Annotated in this window: 15 protein-coding genes; 10 read left to right on the top strand and 5 right to left on the bottom strand. The window is 46.2% G+C overall.

The genetic code is table 11. From position 1 onward, the window contains the following. From ENI34_00350 to ENI34_00305, 10 genes are all read left to right on the top strand, one after another. Positions 1 to 1,083 (top strand): insulinase family protein (locus ENI34_00350; protein HEC77576.1); only part of this gene is annotated, 1,083 nt, incomplete at its 5' end. 19 nt (positions 1,084 to 1,102) lie between these two features. Continuing rightward, complete coding sequence (gene pbpC / locus ENI34_00345) at positions 1,103 to 3,346, top strand: penicillin-binding protein 1C (protein HEC77575.1); 2,244 nt, start codon at positions 1,103 to 1,105, stop codon at positions 3,344 to 3,346. A 67-nt stretch (positions 3,347 to 3,413) separates the two neighbouring features. Then, positions 3,414 to 4,808 (top strand): RNA polymerase sigma-54 factor, encoded by a 1,395-nt coding sequence (rpoN, locus tag ENI34_00340; GenBank protein HEC77574.1) that lies wholly within the window; start codon positions 3,414 to 3,416, stop codon positions 4,806 to 4,808. Positions 4,809 to 4,867: 59 nt separating this feature from the next. After that, positions 4,868 to 7,498 carry a hypothetical protein gene (locus ENI34_00335; protein ID HEC77573.1) on the top strand — a complete coding sequence of 877 codons (2,631 nt, stop codon included), beginning with the start codon at positions 4,868 to 4,870 and terminating at the stop codon, positions 7,496 to 7,498. Positions 7,499 to 7,553: 55 nt separating this feature from the next. After that, on the top strand, positions 7,554 to 8,615 hold the full coding sequence (gene recF / locus ENI34_00330) for a DNA replication and repair protein RecF (protein ID HEC77572.1): 1,062 nt from the start codon (positions 7,554 to 7,556) through the stop codon (positions 8,613 to 8,615). Next, the gene (locus ENI34_00325) at positions 8,599 to 8,901 is read left to right on the top strand and encodes a DUF721 domain-containing protein (GenBank protein HEC77571.1); all 303 of its coding nucleotides are present in this window, start codon (positions 8,599 to 8,601) and stop codon (positions 8,899 to 8,901) included. The genes recF and ENI34_00325 overlap by 17 nt, the downstream gene beginning before the upstream one ends. Then, positions 8,898 to 10,838, top strand: coding sequence for a DNA topoisomerase (ATP-hydrolyzing) subunit B (gyrB, locus tag ENI34_00320; GenBank protein ID HEC77570.1), 1,941 nt, complete (start codon positions 8,898 to 8,900; stop codon positions 10,836 to 10,838). Before ENI34_00325 ends, gyrB begins: the two co-directional genes overlap by 4 nt. A gap of 13 nt (positions 10,839 to 10,851) precedes the next feature. Then, a complete protein-coding gene (locus ENI34_00315) occupies positions 10,852 to 11,919 on the top strand; it encodes a M42 family peptidase (protein HEC77569.1) in 1,068 nt (355 codons plus the stop codon). Positions 11,920 to 11,927: 8 nt separating this feature from the next. Beyond that, positions 11,928 to 12,419 (top strand): hypothetical protein, encoded by a 492-nt coding sequence (locus ENI34_00310; GenBank protein ID HEC77568.1) that lies wholly within the window; start codon positions 11,928 to 11,930, stop codon positions 12,417 to 12,419. After that, entirely contained in the window at positions 12,410 to 13,189 is a 780-nt protein-coding gene (locus ENI34_00305) for a class I SAM-dependent methyltransferase (GenBank protein HEC77567.1), read from the top strand. Before ENI34_00310 ends, ENI34_00305 begins: the two co-directional genes overlap by 10 nt. A gap of 16 nt (positions 13,190 to 13,205) precedes the next feature. On the opposite strand, the gene ENI34_00300 is transcribed toward ENI34_00305, so the two are convergent. The 5 genes from ENI34_00300 to ENI34_00280 all read right to left on the bottom strand — a co-directional run. Continuing rightward, a complete protein-coding gene (locus tag ENI34_00300; protein HEC77566.1) occupies positions 13,206 to 13,778 on the bottom strand; it encodes a lytic transglycosylase domain-containing protein in 573 nt (190 codons plus the stop codon). A 65-nt stretch (positions 13,779 to 13,843) separates the two neighbouring features. After that, positions 13,844 to 15,499: an FHA domain-containing protein gene (locus ENI34_00295; protein HEC77565.1), complete on the bottom strand. Its 1,656-nt coding sequence runs from the start codon at positions 15,497 to 15,499 to the stop codon at positions 13,844 to 13,846. Between the two features lie 60 nt (positions 15,500 to 15,559). Beyond that, entirely contained in the window at positions 15,560 to 16,480 is a 921-nt protein-coding gene (locus ENI34_00290) for a carboxypeptidase regulatory-like domain-containing protein (protein HEC77564.1), read from the bottom strand. Positions 16,481 to 16,492: 12 nt separating this feature from the next. Continuing rightward, the gene (locus tag ENI34_00285) at positions 16,493 to 17,332 is read right to left on the bottom strand and encodes a tetratricopeptide repeat protein (protein ID HEC77563.1); all 840 of its coding nucleotides are present in this window, start codon (positions 17,330 to 17,332) and stop codon (positions 16,493 to 16,495) included. A 10-nt stretch (positions 17,333 to 17,342) separates the two neighbouring features. Next, positions 17,343 to 17,662 (bottom strand): PEGA domain-containing protein (locus ENI34_00280; protein HEC77562.1); only part of this gene is annotated, 320 nt, incomplete at its 5' end.

Here is a 17,662-nt window from a genome sequence, read left to right as displayed (position 1 = left end):
TCTTCCCTTGATATCGTCAAGTTTATCGAAGGACTGGGAGGCTCTTTTGATGCATATACGACAAAGGAAAATCTGATCATCGTCACGAAGTTCCTCTCTGAACACATCGCCGACGTCTTCAATCTGATTTCCGAACTGCTGCTCGAATCAGAGATCGCGGAAAAAGAACTGATAAAAGAAAAATCGGTCATCCTCGAGGAGATAAAATCAAACAATGAGGACCCCAGTGACTATGTATTCGACCTTCTTTTCAAAGGGCTCTTTCCCGACCACCCTATGGGACTGCCGATCGCCGGGTCAGAAGAGACCGTAAAAAGGATTGATTCAAAGAAGACAAAAGAGTTCTACCGGGCTCTGCTCAAAAAAGAGATTGTCATCGCAATAAGCGGTAATTTCAAATACCCGGAGTTTGTCGAACTGGCGAAATCCAAATTCAGCCACCTCAACTGCGGTGAGACGAACCGTACAAAACCTCAAACGAATATGCGCAGGATAATCATCCAGCGGAAAAACGAAATATCACAGGTGCACTGCGTTTTCGGAATACCGGGTGTTGAATACAGTTCTCCGCTGCGCTATTGTTTTTCAATTCTCAATGCGGCGTTCGGCGGAGGGATGTCCTCACGCCTGTTCCAGGCGTTGAGGGAAAAAGAAGGGCTCGTGTATAATGTCCAGTCATTCATCGACCTCTACAGCGACTGCGGTGTCTCCGGATTCTATTTTACCTGCGACAAAAAGAATCTTCCCGCTGTCGCGAAACAACTGAAACGAATCTTCAGTGATATCCATAAGAACGGTTTCCGCAGGGATGAGATAGAACTCGCCAAGACATATCTTTCCGGTAATCTCCTGTTGAGTCTTGAAAGTTCGACCAACCGAATGCTCCGTTTCGGCAGAGAGATGATTCAATTGAAGAAAATAAATTCAATCGACAGTATCATCAACCATCTTAAATCCATCAATGAGAAAAAAATCAATGAACTGATCAAAGATTATCTCACCCCTCAGAATTATACCATCGCCGCAGTCGGACCGGTGGATAAAGAAGAGATTGAAGAAATTTTCGGCTCGATAAATATTTAGTTCTTTTTTAAAAAAGATAATGTCCACACGCCGAATAATATCGATTTCACTGCTCATCTCCCTGCCGCTGGTCATCGGTTTGATCTTTCCCACGCGAAATCAACTGTTACACACCAGGAAAATCCCCTCTCTCAGAATCCTGGATAGGAACAACGAACTGCTGCGTGAATATCTCTCACGCGAAGATGCGACAAGCCGTTATTGTCGGCTCGAACAGATATCGCCGTGGCTTGTCAAAGCGACGCTCGTCAACGAAGACAAACGGTTCTTTTATCACCGGGGAGTCGACCCTATAGGAATCATCAGGGCGATCATCCAGAACATCAAAGCACGAAAGATCGTCGCAGGAGGTTCAACAATCACCCAGCAACTCGCGCGGGCGCTTCTCCGCTCTCCGAAACGCAATATATTCTATAAACTTATCGAGACGTTCCTTGCAATCAACATCGAACTGAAGTTGACAAAAGAAGAGATACTTGAACTCTACTTCAATTATGCACCATACGGTAACCAGACTTACGGCGTGGAAGCCGCTTCTCATCTCTACTTCCGAAAACCGGCGCGGGATCTGTCGCCTGCAGAAGCCGCTTATCTCAGCGTACTGCCGAAGGCTCCTTCTTATTTCGATCCTTACCGATACCCGCAACGGATAAAGAACGAATACCTTAAAAACTTACGCCGTATGTACACCACCGGTATCATCGACTCACTGACCTACGCCGATGCCCTGAGCCAGCCGATAGACCTGGTGCCTGAAGAATACAATTTTTCCGCTCCGCATTTTTGTGAATACATCCGTACAGAGTTAATCCAGAAAGGATATCCTGACCCGGCTGTCGTGAAGACCACGCTGGACCTGCATATCCAGCAAACCATAGAACAGATCCTGAAGAATAACATAAAAAGATTAACCGACGCAAATGTCACGAATGCAGCGGCGATGGTCATCGACAACAGAACAATGGAGATACTGGCGTATGTCGGCTCGGTCGACTTTTTCAATCCCCTGATCTGCGGAGAGGTCGACGGAGTCCGCGCCCTCAGGCAACCCGGTTCAGCTGTAAAACCGTTCACCTATGCAATCGCCCTTGAAAACGGAGCCACCGCGGCGACGCTCATCCCCGACCTGCCCACTTATGAAACCACTGCCGGCGGCGATTACACGCCGCGCAATTATGACGAAAAATACCACGGCATGGTCAGACTGCGCACCGCCCTCGCCTGTTCTTATAACATCCCCGCGGTCCGGGTCTGCGGAGAGTTCGGTGCAGCAAGACTGCTGGAGCGGCTCAAAAAACTGGGGTTCAAAAATCTCAAAAAATCACCTCTGTACTACGGCGTGGGATTGACGCTTGGAAACGGCGAGGTGACACTCCTCGAATTGACGCGTGCCTATTCGGTCTTCAGCCGCAACGGAGTTTATCTGAAGACCCGCGCGCTTCTGAGTATCGACGGACAAAGATACAAACCAGAAGCCGAGCCCGAAAGGGTCTTTTCACCGGAGATAGCGTACATCATCTCTGATATACTGAGTGACAACAGCGCCCGCAGCCCTGCATTCGGCGAATACAGTTCCCTGAATTTTCCTTTTTTCTGCGCGGCGAAGACCGGCACTTCCAAAGATTTCCGGGATAACTGGTGTGTGGGATTCACTGATAAATATCTGGTCGGCGTCTGGGTGGGGAATTTCGACGGCAGTCCCATGCACCATGTCTCCGGTATCACCGGTGCGGGACCGATCTTCAGGGACATCATACTTACACTCCACCGAAAAGAACCGCCACGCAGAATACCGAAGCCCAAAAATATCGTGTTCAAAGAGATCTGTGCGGTCTCAGGCAGGCTTGCGGCAGAATACTGTAAGAACAGAATGTCTGAAATATTCATAAAAGGAACCGAACCGACCGACTCATGCCGGATTCATAATGAAGGCGTCATCGCCGATAGTGCGGTCGGATATCTTGAGGTCTCAAAAGAAGAAGACCGGGAATTTACAATTTCCTTTCCCGATGACGGAGACATCTTTAAGATCGACCCTGTTCTCAGGAAAGAATATCAGTCACTTAGATTTAGAGTCCGCACCTCTCATAAACTTAAAGAAGTCACCTGGTTCGTCGATAATGAAAAGGTGGGGTCAGCCGCATCCCCTTATTCCATCACCTGGCGACTGGTTCCGGGTGAACACAAAATAACCGCCTCTGCCGTGACCGAAAAAAATCTGAAACTCCACTCTCCGGCGGTGACCATCCTTGTGCTTGAATAAAAATTTATCCCCATCCCATTAGGTAGTGGGATAACTTGACATCAAGACACTTTCCCGTTATAATAAGATGAGTATGAACAAACGAAAGCATGAACTGCAGCACAAGCCGGAATTAAAACAGTATCTTCTGCCGACATTGGTCTATTATCTGAAACTCATCGAACTCCCCAATGTCGAACTTGAAACATATATCCGACATGAGCTGGAATCGAATCCCCTCCTTGAAGAGACACCGCCCGAAGCCGGTGAAGAGAACGAAGAGACAAATCCCTCGGAAACCGCTCAGGAGAAAAAAGAGCAGGAAAAAGAAGACAACGAACTCAGTATCCCCGAACTCTTTTCAGAGGAGATAAATATCGTCTACACCTCGGATGAAAATCAATTCGACGCCCTGGATAATGTACCTGCTGAAGGAGAACGGTTATACGACATTTTGATGAAGCAGGCGAAAAACGAATTCACCGGTAAGGACCTGGATATCGCGGAACTGATCATCTCCAACATCGAGGAGGACGGCTATCTCGCCGCCACACCCGAGGAACTCAGCGGCGATGAATACGCCGTCGAGGATGTGGTGAGAATAATCAAAAAAATTCAGCACTTTGAGCCCATCGGCTGCGCCTGGCGTGAAGCAAAGGAACCGCTTCTCATTCAACTGGAGCATAAAGGTTACGGCAGGGACTCCATCGAATATATTCTGGTTAAGGACTATTTAAAAGAACTCAAGGTGAACCATCCCGCAGAGATAATGAAGAGATTGAATATTGATGAAAAACGTTTTCAGGAAGCGAGAAACACCATCATGAAGCTGGATCCAAAACCAGGCTGGAGATATTCGAATGTTCCGCTGGGCTATGTCTCACCCGATTTCATCATCCGCTGGCACGACAATAAATTGTGCGCCAGCCTGCAGGATGAAACCACGCCGCGCATCAGAATAAAGAAACAATACCTCGCGATGTTGAAGGACCAGACAAATGTGAATAAAGAAGAGCTGGACTTCATAAAACAACGGATGCGCTCCGCCCAAAATTTGATCATCGCGATAGAACAACGTCGGAAAACCCTGACACGCATAATAAACGGCATTCTGGAATATCAGCGTGAGTTCTTTGAAAAAGGCGACAACTATTTAAAACCTATGACCATGACCGAATTCGCCAAACGTCTCGACGTCAATCCGTCGACGATCTCCAGGGCCCTCGCCAACAAATATCTGGAATCGCCGCGGGGTATTCATAAATTGAAGTTCTTCTTCACCGCTGCAGTCGGACATACTGATAAACGCATAATCTATAAGAAGATAAAGGAGATCATCGAAAACGAAGATAAATCATCTCCGCTTTCCGACACCCAGATCGCCAAGAAATTGAGTCGGCAGGGAATTATCATTTCACGCCGCACGATTTCAAAATACCGGGATATCCTCGGCATCCCCGCCCATCAATTCAGAAGGAAATAATCCCCCTCCGGGTCAAAGTTCATCCCTTGCAATTCACCGCGCCGTAATTATAATTCACTATGGCGCTGATCTCCATCCTGTTGATAAACTGGTTCAACTGGGAAACACTGAAGAGTGAACACTACACCGTGATCTATAAACCCGCCTATATTCAAGAGGCGATACAGACTCTTGAAAATCTTGAGTATTATCATAATACGATCGTCGACCTGACCGGGAACAGAACAAGAAATATACCGCTTGTGATCGAAGATGCGGGAATGTTGAGCAACGGGTTCGCCGATCCCCTCCTCTATAATTTTCATATCTTCACATATCCGCCAGGGATGAATCATTACTTGGAAGGGACTGAAGACTGGTTCAGAACCGTATCACTCCATGAAAATACCCATATCAGCCATCTCACAAAGACAGAGGGTGCTGCCCGGATACTCACCGCTTTATTCGGCGCTCCATTCCAGGCAAATATCTATTCCCCGCTCTGGCTCATTGAAGGAATCACGGTATTCAGTGAATCGGATATTTCACCTTATGAAGGAAGGTTGAACAGCGGTTTCTTTGATAATTATATCGGAGCACGGGTTCATGCAAAGAGTTTTCCTTCCATTATCGAGGCGACAAATTCACCTCTGGAATTTCCATATGACGGTTATTATCTTTACGGCGGTGAGTTCTTTCAATTTCTCTCAAAACGCTACGGCAGAGAATCATTCCGCAGATTCTTCGCCGCCTATGGCTCATATTTCTGGGCGCCGCTTTCCGCAATCTTTCCCTGTCTCGGACTGGACCACGCTGCAAAGAAGGTATACGGCGGCTCGTTCCCCGCACTCTTCGCTGAATGGCGCGCATACGAAGAAGAACGTTTCAAAGAATGGAAGGTCGACGGAGAAAGGATAACCCACATCAGAGGATATATTCTTTCTTTGATATCCGATGGAGAAAATCTCTATTATGTCAGGAGTGAGCAGGTAAAATATAACGCCTTCTTTTCCAGAAATTTGTATCGGATAATCGAATTGTCGCCCTCTACAGGTGGAGAAAAGACACTCGTCACCCTCAACAGTCCGGTGGTGAATCCGCTGAAAGTACATAAAGACCATCTTTACTATACGACCTCTGAGTTGAATCCGGGATTTGCGAATGTATCATTCAACGGCTTCGGCAGAACCGCTCTTCTCCATAAACGGAATCTCCTGAACGGTGATGAAGAGCTCCTCTTCTCCGCCGAGATAAGGGCATTCTGCATTCTTTCGGACGACACCATTCTGTACAGCAAAGATAAAAAACATAAAACCGGTTCAGAACTATGGCTCTTTACCGGCGGAGAACATAAAAAGGTATGGGAAAGTGATTACCTGATCTACGAATTGGTGGCGGACAGCGGAATGGTCGCCGCCGCCGCGGCCGATAGATATGAAAACAGGGACCTTTATATCCTCAATCTTCAAAAGAAAAAGCTTATCCCCGTCTTGAAGACACCGTGGGTGGAGAGCCCCCTCTATTTCGAGGAACCTGATTGGTTGGTCTTCACGGCGAATTTCGGGAAAGGACAGGGAATCTACAAAATATCCCTCGCTAAAGAAGAACCGATGTTATGGTGCGAAACGGAAAAAGGGTTCAACACTGCAGCGGTGAAGTCCAGTAATGAAAATATTCTCTATTATACTGCTTTGAATGACAATGGTTATGATATCTATAAAAGAGTTTCTCAGCCGACGCCTTATACGATCCCCCGATCTCCACCGACATCAAAACCGACGGAGTTTCCCCGCACAGTTGAACAGGGAAATTACCTCGATGTCTTGAAAACCCTTGCTCCGGCAGGGCGCATTCCTTTTATATTACCGGCTGATATAAATCTCCGGGAGTGGAATTTCGGCTGCCTGCTGTTCGGCGGTGACGCAACAAACGAAAACTTTTATACTACATACTACAGTCATTCTCTGAACGACAACCGATCCGTCTTGATGATGCAGTGGCATTCACGCTTCTTCACTCCGCTGCTGTTGAATTCCACTTATGAATATGATAATTCAATATCCTGTTACATCAGGTATCCGCTCCTGAGGAAATTACGCAGCGGATTGAACAGATTGACGATCTCTATCAACACGAAGTCGTTCGACGGTTTCACAAGAAAGACGCTTGCTCCTGGAGCCGCCCTCGGATTCTCCTGGCCTTACACTATTCTGAGCATCAGACTCATCTGTCCCCTTGAAAGAGAAACCTGGAATTCAAGCGTCGACCGAAACGGCTGGTTCGTCACCGTCGGTATCAAAGAGTTAATTAAACGAAGTGAATTAAGCTGGTCGGCTCTCGCATTTTCAGACGAAGACAATCCTGATACCGCCGAGATAATGGTCAGGGGCTGCGGACCACTGCCCATGACGAAAGGGATCATTTCGCGTATCGAATACACCCACAAGCTTATAGGCTTGAGATGGGGATTGTGGAATCCAAATTTTTATCTGGAAGACCTTTTCGCCGCCCTCTTTTTCGACTGCGCGGTCTCCGGCAGCGGAACAGAGACCTATTCCGCCGGTTGTGAGTTGAAACTTGAATTAAAAGCGGGCTTCGGATACCTGCGATTCATTCCGAAGTTCGGCATTGCAATAAACAACGAAAAAGAGGTCAAACCGTTCTTTGAATTGTTATCGGCGTCGGAAAATCCTTATTTTTCCACCCCTTAATACTCTTGACTTTTCGACGGAAAGGCGTATAATATTAACGGAGAAAACTAACTTAATGGCACTTAAGCGCATTAATTATCAGGGGTTCCGGAATCTGGTCGACGGTGAACTACATTTTGCAGATGACTACAACTTCATAATCGGTGAAAACGGTGCCGGTAAAACCAATCTCCTGGAAGCGATATTCTATGTCGGGTTGGCGTCTTCATTTCGGGCGAGGGATGAAAAGAATCTCATCTGCAGCGGAAAACAGTTCTTGAGAATCGACGCCGAGACAGAGGAAAAAAATGCGTTTCTTTATCTGGATGGAAATAAAAAGAAGTTAGTGCTCCAGGGAAATGAAGTCCGCCGGTTGAGTGAATTTATAGGCTGGCTCGGAATTACACTCCTGTCGATCGAGGATCTGTGGATTGTGCGGGGTGCTCCGTCAAAGAGACGGGCGTTTCTGGACTGGGCTATTGCGAAAATTTCACCCGCCTATCTTGACAACCTGATTGAATATCGAAAGATATTGCGTCAGCGTAATAAAATTCTCCAATCGGCGCACGACAACGGCAAGCTCGACCTGCTGGAATTGTTTGATGAACAGATGATAAAGATCGGGAATGAGATCTATCGTGAACGTGAAAAGAAGATCTCTGAATTGAAGGAGGATATCATAAAATTCAGCAGCGAATTCGGTATGAAAAAATTCACTCTTCGATATCACAGCACCTGTCCGGAGATGAGACTGGACCATACCGTTCTCAAAAGAGTACGGGAGAAAGAACTGATTTTCGGTCATACGCTCGTAGGACCGCACCGCGACGACCTTCTGTTCTTCACCAACGGTCATCCCCTGAAACATTATGCATCAGAAGGAGAAGAACGGGCTGCGGCGATTTCGCTGAAATTAGCCGAATCAGAAATGTTATACAGAAAAACAAAGAGCCGGCCGGTCCTTCTGCTCGACGAAGCAGGTGCAGAACTCGACACTGTAAAGAAAGAAACTTTTTTGAATCTACTGAAAGGGCAGATCTTCTACGCAAGCACCCAGGCTCCGCGGTTCATACGCAAAGAAGGCAGTGCCTGCAGGGTATTTTCAGTAAAGAAAGGACAGATTGAAGTTTCCGCGTAAGATCAATACAATATTATCCGAGGTGCTCAAGGACGTGAAGATCGATGAAGGAATCAAGAACTGGCAGATCATCGAACAGTGGTCGAAGATAGTGGGGAAAAAGATCGCTCAACATACAAGGGCGGTCGGGGTTGATGCAAATAATCTCTTTGTTGAAGTCGACAATCCCTTATGGAAAAGTCAGTTGTTTTTGATGAAAGATATGATAATAAGAAAATTAAGGAAATATAATGTAAGATTAAAAGATATTAAATTCAGCATCGTCAATCAAAGGGAGAAAAGATGAAAAATAAGGAGGAAACCCGCGACAAAAAGAAGATAAAGCAGAAAAACTCTTCGGAAATTTACGACGCTTCAAAGATTCAGATACTGAAAGGACTGGAGGCGGTGCGCAGAAGGCCCGCGATGTATATCGGCGATGTCGGAATAAGAGGACTGCACCATCTGATTTTTGAAGTCGTCGACAACGGAATAGATGAAGCCTTAGCGGGATACTGCGACCATATAACCGTTCGTATCGACGGCGAAGTCGTCGAAATCGAAGACAACGGACGGGGTATCCCCACGGATATACACCCGGTGCAGAAAAAATCGGCATTAGAGGTCGTAATGACCACCCTGCACGCCGGCGGTAAGTTCGATGACAAGGTCTACAGTATCAGCGGTGGTCTGCACGGCGTCGGGGTGTCGGTCGTCAACGCCCTGTGTGAATACCTCAAGGTCGAGGTCTATCGGGACGGCAAAATCTTTTATCAAAGTTACAAACGCGGCAAACCCGATGATAAAGTCAAGGCGATCGGCAGAACCAAAAAGACCGGCACAAAAATAATTTTTAAACCCGATAACCAAATTTTTAAAAAGATAGAATTCAGCAAGGCGTTGATTTCACAGCGCTTGAGAGAACTCTCTTTTTTGAATAAAGGGCTGAAAATCGATTTTGAAGACAAGAAGACAAACACAAAAGAAAGATATCTTTCTCAGGGAGGAGTGGTTGACCTGGTCAAATATCTTGATTCCGGAAGAACACGCCTCCATAAACCGATATATTTCAGCCAGCGGCAGAATGATATCGATATCGAGGTCGCCCTTGAATACAATGATTCCTACCTGGAAAATATCTTCACCTACGCGAATACCATCAATACCCACGAAGGCGGCTCCCATCTGGTCGGTTTCAAAAAAGCACTGACAAGAACATTGAATGATTACGCCCGACGCCATAATCATCTGAAGGACAACTTAAGTTTCACGGGTGAAGATACACGTGAAGGACTGACCGCCGTCGTTTCGATAAAGATAAAGAATCCACAATTCGAGGGACAGACCAAGACAAGGCTCGGCAATCCCGAGGCGAAAGGAGCCGTTGAGTCCCTGGTGAATGAAAAACTGTCGGCTTTTCTGGAAGAGAACCCCCGTTATTCGAATATCATCATAAACAAGGTGCTAGCTGCGGCGAAGTCAAGGCTCGCGGCGAAGAAAGCACGTGAACTGACAAGAAGAAAATCTCTGCTCGATAGCGAGACCCTTCCCGGCAAGCTTGCTGATTGTTCTTCGACAAATCCTGATGAATGTGAGATCTTCGTCGTCGAGGGAGATTCGGCAGGGGGCAGTGCAAAGCAGGGCAGGGACCGTAAGTTCCAGGCTATTCTGCCGTTGCGCGGCAAAATTCTGAATGTTGAAAAGAGCGGATTGAATAAAATTCTCAGCAACTCGGAGATAAGAACCTTGATCTCCGCAATCGGATGCGGAATCGGTGAGGATGATTTTGACGCCTCCAAGGTTCGATATAAAAAGATTGTGATTATGACCGACGCCGACGTCGACGGTGCTCATATCAGGACCCTGCTCCTGACTTTTTTCTTCAGATTTATGAAGGACCTTATCGACGCCGGCTTCATATATATCGCACAGCCGCCGCTGTATCGAATCAAGAACAATAAAAAAGAGATGTATTTCTATTCGGATGAAGAACTCCAGAAATTCCTGAAGACCGCAAAGATAAAAAATCCTGATATTCAACGCTATAAAGGTCTGGGAGAAATGAATCCGCAACAATTATGGCAGACCACCATGGATCCGGAAAAACGTATTTTGAAGAAAGTGACGATGGAAGATGCAGCTGAAGCCGACAGACTCTTCTCAATTCTTATGGGCGGAGAGGTTGAACCACGCCGCCAGTTTATTGAAGAAAATGCAAAATACGTACAGAATCTGGATGTTTAATTAAGGAGGTTTAATGGACCGCATTGAATTATTAAAACAATTAACTGATGCATTCGGTGTATCAGGATATGAAGATGAAGTGTTTGATATTCTTAAAAAGCATTTTGCCGACCACATCACTTTAACCAAGGATAAGATTGGAAGTATCATCGCGAAGAAGAGCGGGACGAGCGAGAAACCCAAGATAATGTTCGCCGCCCATATGGATGAAATCGGCTTTATGGTGAAAGAAATAACAAAGGAAGGATTCATAAAGTTCCTGCCTATAGGCGGCTGGTGGAGCGGCAATCTTCCGGGGTTACGTGTAAAAATAAAGACGAGAAAAGATGAATTCATCCCCGGAGTGATCGGGTTGAAGCCGATCCATGACCTCTCCCCGGAGGAACGTAAAAAACTTCCTGATATCGAACATATGTACATCGATGTGGGAGCGACATCAAATTTCGACATAAAAGAAAAACTCGGCATCAGACCCGGTGATCCGATTGTTCCGGATACGAAATTCGAGCAGATGGCGAACAAAGACCTTCTTCTGGCAAAGGCGTGGGACGACCGCGTCAGCTGCGGCCTTTTAGTGGAGTTGTTCAACAACCTCACCGCCACCGAGCATCCGAATACCGTATACCTCGTCGGTACGGTTCAGGAAGAAGTCGGGCTGCGCGGTGCGAAAACATCCGCATACACGGTCGCACCGGACATCGGTTTTGCACTCGACGTAAGTATCTGCCGGGACACACCGGGAAACGAAGGCGAAGCGGTCGAAAAACTCGGGGGCGGTGTAAGCATCTTGATCTATGACCGCACCATGATTCCTCATTCCAAATTAAAAGACTTCGTCTGTGAACTCGCCGACCTCAACAACATTCCGTATCATTTCACTTCAATCAAAGGGGGGTATGATACAGGGCAAATCCATCTGACGCACTTCGGTGTACCTTCCCTCGCCATAGGCATTCCCTCCCGGTATGTTCATTCCGGGTCAAGTATCATCTCCCTCGAAGATTATGAAAATGTATTGAATCTTATAACCTTAATCGTAAAAAATCTGGATGAGGAAACGATGAAACAAATATTAAAATAAGGAGGAGTATGGCAAAAAGAATCATAAAGCCCGGCGCCATCTACTACATCGAAACGACCACCAAAGACTGTATGGAGATATTCAATGATCCACACTGGGCGCGGTTTCTGCTGCTTTCCATCGGTTATCACCGCTATATGCTCAATTATAAAATTTATGCATACTTAATCCTGCCGGAGTCTTTTTATTTGATCATTCAACCGGGAAAGATGTATACAGTATCAAAAATAATGAAACTGATAAAAGGTAACTTTGCACGTAAATATAATGAGTACAAAAAGCGCAAAGGAACTGTCTGGAGCCAGAGTTTTGACGCGGAGATCATTGAGAAAGAAACGGAATTCAAAGAGCATCTGAAATATATACATTCCCTGCCCGTGATCAGGGAATTGGCGAAGGATGAAGGCGGCTATGAATTTTCCAGTTATAACAATTACTCGAAAGCGCGAAGGACGACCATCCAGCTCGTAATTGATCAGCTGCCGAAGAAATTCTTATAAAAGAAATCGGAAGGGATAAGTCGACAACCACGGTATGGGATAAGTTCTGGGCCGGGAAAGATCCCGGTTCGATCTACCCGCCGGTAACCAACATAATTGAAGAAATCGAAGATTATTTAGAAATCAAAGGGAAGAAAATACTGGAGGTGGGAGCAGGAACCGGTCGGGACGGCCTGAAGATGAGTGAAAAGGGAGGCGATGTATACCTCCTTGACTATTCCCGGCAAAGCCTTCATATGATTCGTTCTTATGTAAAAGACGATAAAGTAAAGCTGATTCTCGCCGACGCCCGCTGCTGCCCTTTTAAAAGCGATTCGTTCGATCTGGTCTTTCACCAGGGATTGCTCGAACACTTTGTTTCACCGTTCGAACTCCTGGCGGAGAATCATCGGATATTGAAGAAAGGCGGGTTGTTGATAGTCGACGTGCCCCAGACGTTCCATATATATACACTTCTGAAACATATCCTTATCTTCTTTAACCTCTGGTTCGGAGGATGGGAAAGACAATTTACGATCAGTTCCCTCAGCACCCTCCTTAAGAAGTTCAATTTCGAACCGGTACATTTTTACGGCGACTGGTCAAGACCCGGCGTGTTCTACAAAATCCTGCGTGAATTTCTGAAAAAGATCGGGTTGATCCTGCCGATGTTTCCCGCTTATGCAGGCGGTCTGACAAAAGCGTTCTACAGACTCCAGAATCGGTTGAGGAGAAAAAAAATATTTCTCTATACAGTACTTTCGATCGGTATCATCGCCAGAAAAAAATAGAAATTATTTCAGAGTACTACTTAGGTCTGTTGGTGATGAGGGGCACCCCTTCTTCGGTAAAGGTAAGCTTCAAATAACTCGTCCTCTGCGCCGGGGTGTATCTTGAAATGATGTAATCCACATACTCCACGGTCTCAGGAATCGGCGGCACCCGATTCAAACGCTTTACAAGTCCGGGACCGGCATGATATGCGGCGAGGGTCAGCTCAAGGTCGCCGTCAAACATATCAAAAAGAGTCCGCAGAAACTTCACCCCGCCCTCGATATTATCCCAGGGATTATAGGGATCCTTGACTCCGAGCATCTCAGCGGTCTCGGGCATCAACTGCATAAGACCTATCGCACCGCTCCGGGAAACCGCATTGGGATTGAACTCAGACTCCTTTTCAATAAGTACCTTGACGAGCGCCGGATCAATACAATAGAGGTCGCAGTAATAGGCGATGATCCGGTCGTATTCATTACAGACAAGCGGGGTATCCACCGGCGTACACGCCTCGATCTCAGCGGTCTCTGGCAGATTGGTGATCATCACCTCTCCTCCGTTGATCTGGGTGACGACCTGGCTTATCAGGTATAATAAAAGCATATAAAGAATAATATCAATTAAAAAGCATTTGTCAAGTTTCGTTAACAGAGATCAGGTCTGTAATCTTATTTGAGCCCGAGGACCTCGTACACCTGAACCGGTCTGCTGATATTCTTCAGTTTAACCGGTGATAGCTTTTTGGCGTTTATGAATTCTTTAGTCGGTTCATAAGTCGCATGGCTTATCAATATCTGCCCCCGTCCCGCTGCATTTTCAAGTCGGGAAGCCAGATTAACCGCCGTCGATACGACTGTATACTCCATACGATTGATATTTCCCACATTCCCGGCGATCACCTCTCCAGTATGAATACCGATACCGATCTCAAAAGATTCCACCTCAGGAATCTTCAATTTCTTCCGCCAGGTCTCCTTCAATTGATGCACACGTTCTTTCATACCGAGGGCGGCTTTTATCGCGCGCAACGGATCATCAGGATGGGAAACCGGAGCTCCGAAAATCGCCATAACACAATCTCCGATGTACTTATCAAGAGTCCCCTCCTGAAGAAAGACCTCTTCGGTCATACTACTTAAAAAATCATTGAGAATCTCCACCGCGATGAGCGTATCAATCTTCTCGACCAGTGACGTGTAACCGCGGATATCACAGAAAAGTATTGTGGCTGTTCGATTCTCTCCGCCGAGCGCCACAGCACCTTCTTCCGACATAATCTTCTTAACAACCGCCGGAGAGAAGAAACGCTGGAGACGCGCCCGGATCTTCTCCTCTTCTTTTATCTTTTCGTAGAGCTGGGCGTTCTCTATGGCGATCGCCGCCTGATTCGCAAACGACGTCATAAACTGGATATCTCCCGCGTGGAACTGCTTCTGGGTCACGGGGTTATCAAGATACATAACGCCGATATTCCCCCGATCCTTGGAAATGAGAGGTACACAGATGACCGAACCGATCGCATAACTGATGACGCTTTCCTGCGCCATAAACCGTTTGTCTTTTGTCGCATCCTCGGTGGTTATGGGTTTGCCGCTTTTGAACGCCTGCCATGCAATCGTCTGACTTATTCCCTTGGCACCCTCACCGGCGAGTTCTCCACCCATATTTCGTGCGACCTTCACCTTCAGACTACCTGACTCCTCGTTGTACAACATTATGAAACCCCGGCGCGCCTGAAGGATCTTCAGTGCAAGATCCATAAGGAGATTCAACAACACATTAAGGTCAAATACAAAATTTATTATATTCCCCACCTCGCATAAAGTGGAGGCAATCTCCTTTGATTTTTCGGCTTCAGCAAGCCTTGTCTGGTAAAGGGCGAAACCTGCCTTCAGCTCGTTCAAAGAGCTCAAAATAAGCTCTTTCTTTTCACCTTTATTCAGTCGAAGTTTGATCTCCTCAATCTTGTCCAGCAGGTTGATCCGGGCACCGATCTTCTTCGTCGGGGTCTTCCGCTCGGGAATCTGGTCCAGTTTTTTTTCATCAACAAAGGTGATTATTGTATTTCCGAGCTGGATTTCATCTCCATAGTTGAGTGTAACTTCGATGATGCGATCTCCATTGACGAATGTTCCATAACGGCTTTTGCGGTCTTTGAGAATATACTTCTTACCTTTCTTTATGACCTCGGCATGTTCCCGTGAAACAAAGACATCATCAAGCACGATATCATTATCATTACGCCGTCCCAGTGTAACATAGTCTTTTTTCAATTTTATCACCTGGGTTTCGTCGTTCGCTTTATGAATCAAAAAGGTCGCCATTAAAGTAACACCTCAGCCGTCAATCCGGTGTGAATTCAGAGAGAACAACACCTCCTTAAATCAAGGCCAGAGTTTTATATCGTCGAAGTAGATGATTGCACCGCCTCCCGGGTCATAACTCTGGACCCACAGTCCCGGCGAACCGTCGGAAAAGGCATCATCATCCAGTTCAAAGAACAGATCTCCCTCAAAGAATATCTTTATGTGCTGCCCCTCGAAACAGGCGTAAAGACAGTACCATTGATCTATGTTGAAAAAAAGCGTGTCGGTTTCGGCAAGATATATTTCAGCACCGTTGACCATTTTACTCAATTTAATGTAACCTTCGGCAATCCTCAAAAGATAATAATTCGCCGGATTCTGATATCTGAGGACCAAGCCGGCTGACCAGTTTGATGTCGTCTCGTTAAATATCTTCAATTTCGCTTCAATGGAGAAATCCGTGAGATTATCCTCAATAACCGAAACGGAGATCGGTGCGGTATTATGCTCGGCGATACCTCGATAAACATTCGGCACTGAGTGGTCTTCAGGGTCTGCAGGATCCTGCATAACACTCCACTCACCGGATTCAATGTGAAATCCATCTGGTTCATCAACACCTACGGCATCATTCTCAAAATCAAAATAGATCTCCTGAAGATATAGATCAATGTACGCTTCGGTATCCGCCGGAAGATCGGCTGTCATCTGCACCGGAGTATAGAGATTCGCACCGGCTTCCAGGATATAAATTCCCGGATCCACCCGTTGAAATTCATACCATCCTCCATTACTCGTCTGGGTTTCATAAACAACCGCGCTGTCCTTGATTAATGAAACGGTCGCACCGTCCAGTTCATTATCATCGAACCCATAGACCGTACCCGCCAGATATGCCTTTGCAGGATTATCCGGGTCATATCTGTTGTCATGGGTGGGTTCGATACAGGAAAGAATTAAAAGACAGACGGTACTTAAAATTATCAACCCTCTATTCATCTTTCCTCCCGTTTAAAACTTAATTTCATAACCTAATTGAATCCGGTCGGCGAAGAACCCGAAACAGAAACCGCTCTTTTCTCCGGAAGAAGAGTACTTTGTTTCAATGTCTGTAAAGAAAATATCATAGATGTTATAGAAATACACCCCGAGGAACGAGACCATACTGAAGACCACGGTGTTGTGCCAGAACTTATAGGAAGCATAAGCATCCTCCATCTCCTGTTCGTTCCCCGCCGGAACATCAAGATAGTTGTTATGATGAATGTCTCTCATAATCGTGGAAAATACCGCCAGACTTCCTGTTATACCACCGATAATCATCAATTTTTTACCCTTACCGCTCTCTCCTCGATAGTACTGCCCCCAGCCGGGAAAACAGCAGGAACGCCACCTCGCACTGAACTTACTCACCCCGCCGACCGTCTCTTTTTCCGCTGCGGGCGGTTTCGTCGGTTCAGTCACGGGTGGTTTGACCGGTTCGGTCTTCATCTCCGCCTTTGCTTCTTCAAAAACCTTGATGATCTTGGGTGATACAGTAGCAGGATCCAGTTCAAGCTTTGGATTGAGAAGAAGCGCCTTTTTAAATGTCTCTTTCGCCTTATCATTGTTGCCGAACGCCACATAACTGAATGCCAGGTATTTGTATGCCTCAACCTGGTCGGTCTGTTTCAACTGTTTCAAGAATTGAAGGGCTTTTTCCAGCTCACTTATCGCCCGTTCATATTCACCGTTATTATAATACTCCTTCGCCGACTCCAGCATCCGTTCCAGTGAGTCTTTCGGAACATGCTGTGCCAGGGAGATCGCCAACAGAATACATCCAAGCGATAAAATAATCTTTTTCGCCATAATACCTCCTCTATTTCGGCATTAATTCAACATATTTTTTCAACATCTTCCCCGCCGGAATGGTGATCTTCTGTTCAAAAGGTTTAAAAGAAGGATTTATTAATTTTATGTAATGCTCACCGGCCGAGAGTTTAATGGGTTTTGCAATCGGGGTTGTCTCGTAAAACTTCCCGTCGATATAGACATCAGCCCATGGTTTTACGGTGAGCTTAAGATAGCCGTCCAGTTTCCTGAGCTTCACATCCAGTATCTTTGTCTCACCCGGTTTGAATTTCATCTTTTTTTCATAAGTCTGAAAATTGGGATTGGAAAGTTTTATCGTATGCGTAC

Source organism: candidate division WOR-3 bacterium (assembly GCA_011052815.1).
In the GTDB taxonomy this organism is placed as follows: Bacteria; Hydrothermota; Tepidihabitantia; order SM23-42; family SM23-42; genus DRIG01.
Note: the sequence above shows the minus strand (reverse complement) of the source record. Positions and strands in the feature narration are given on the sequence as shown.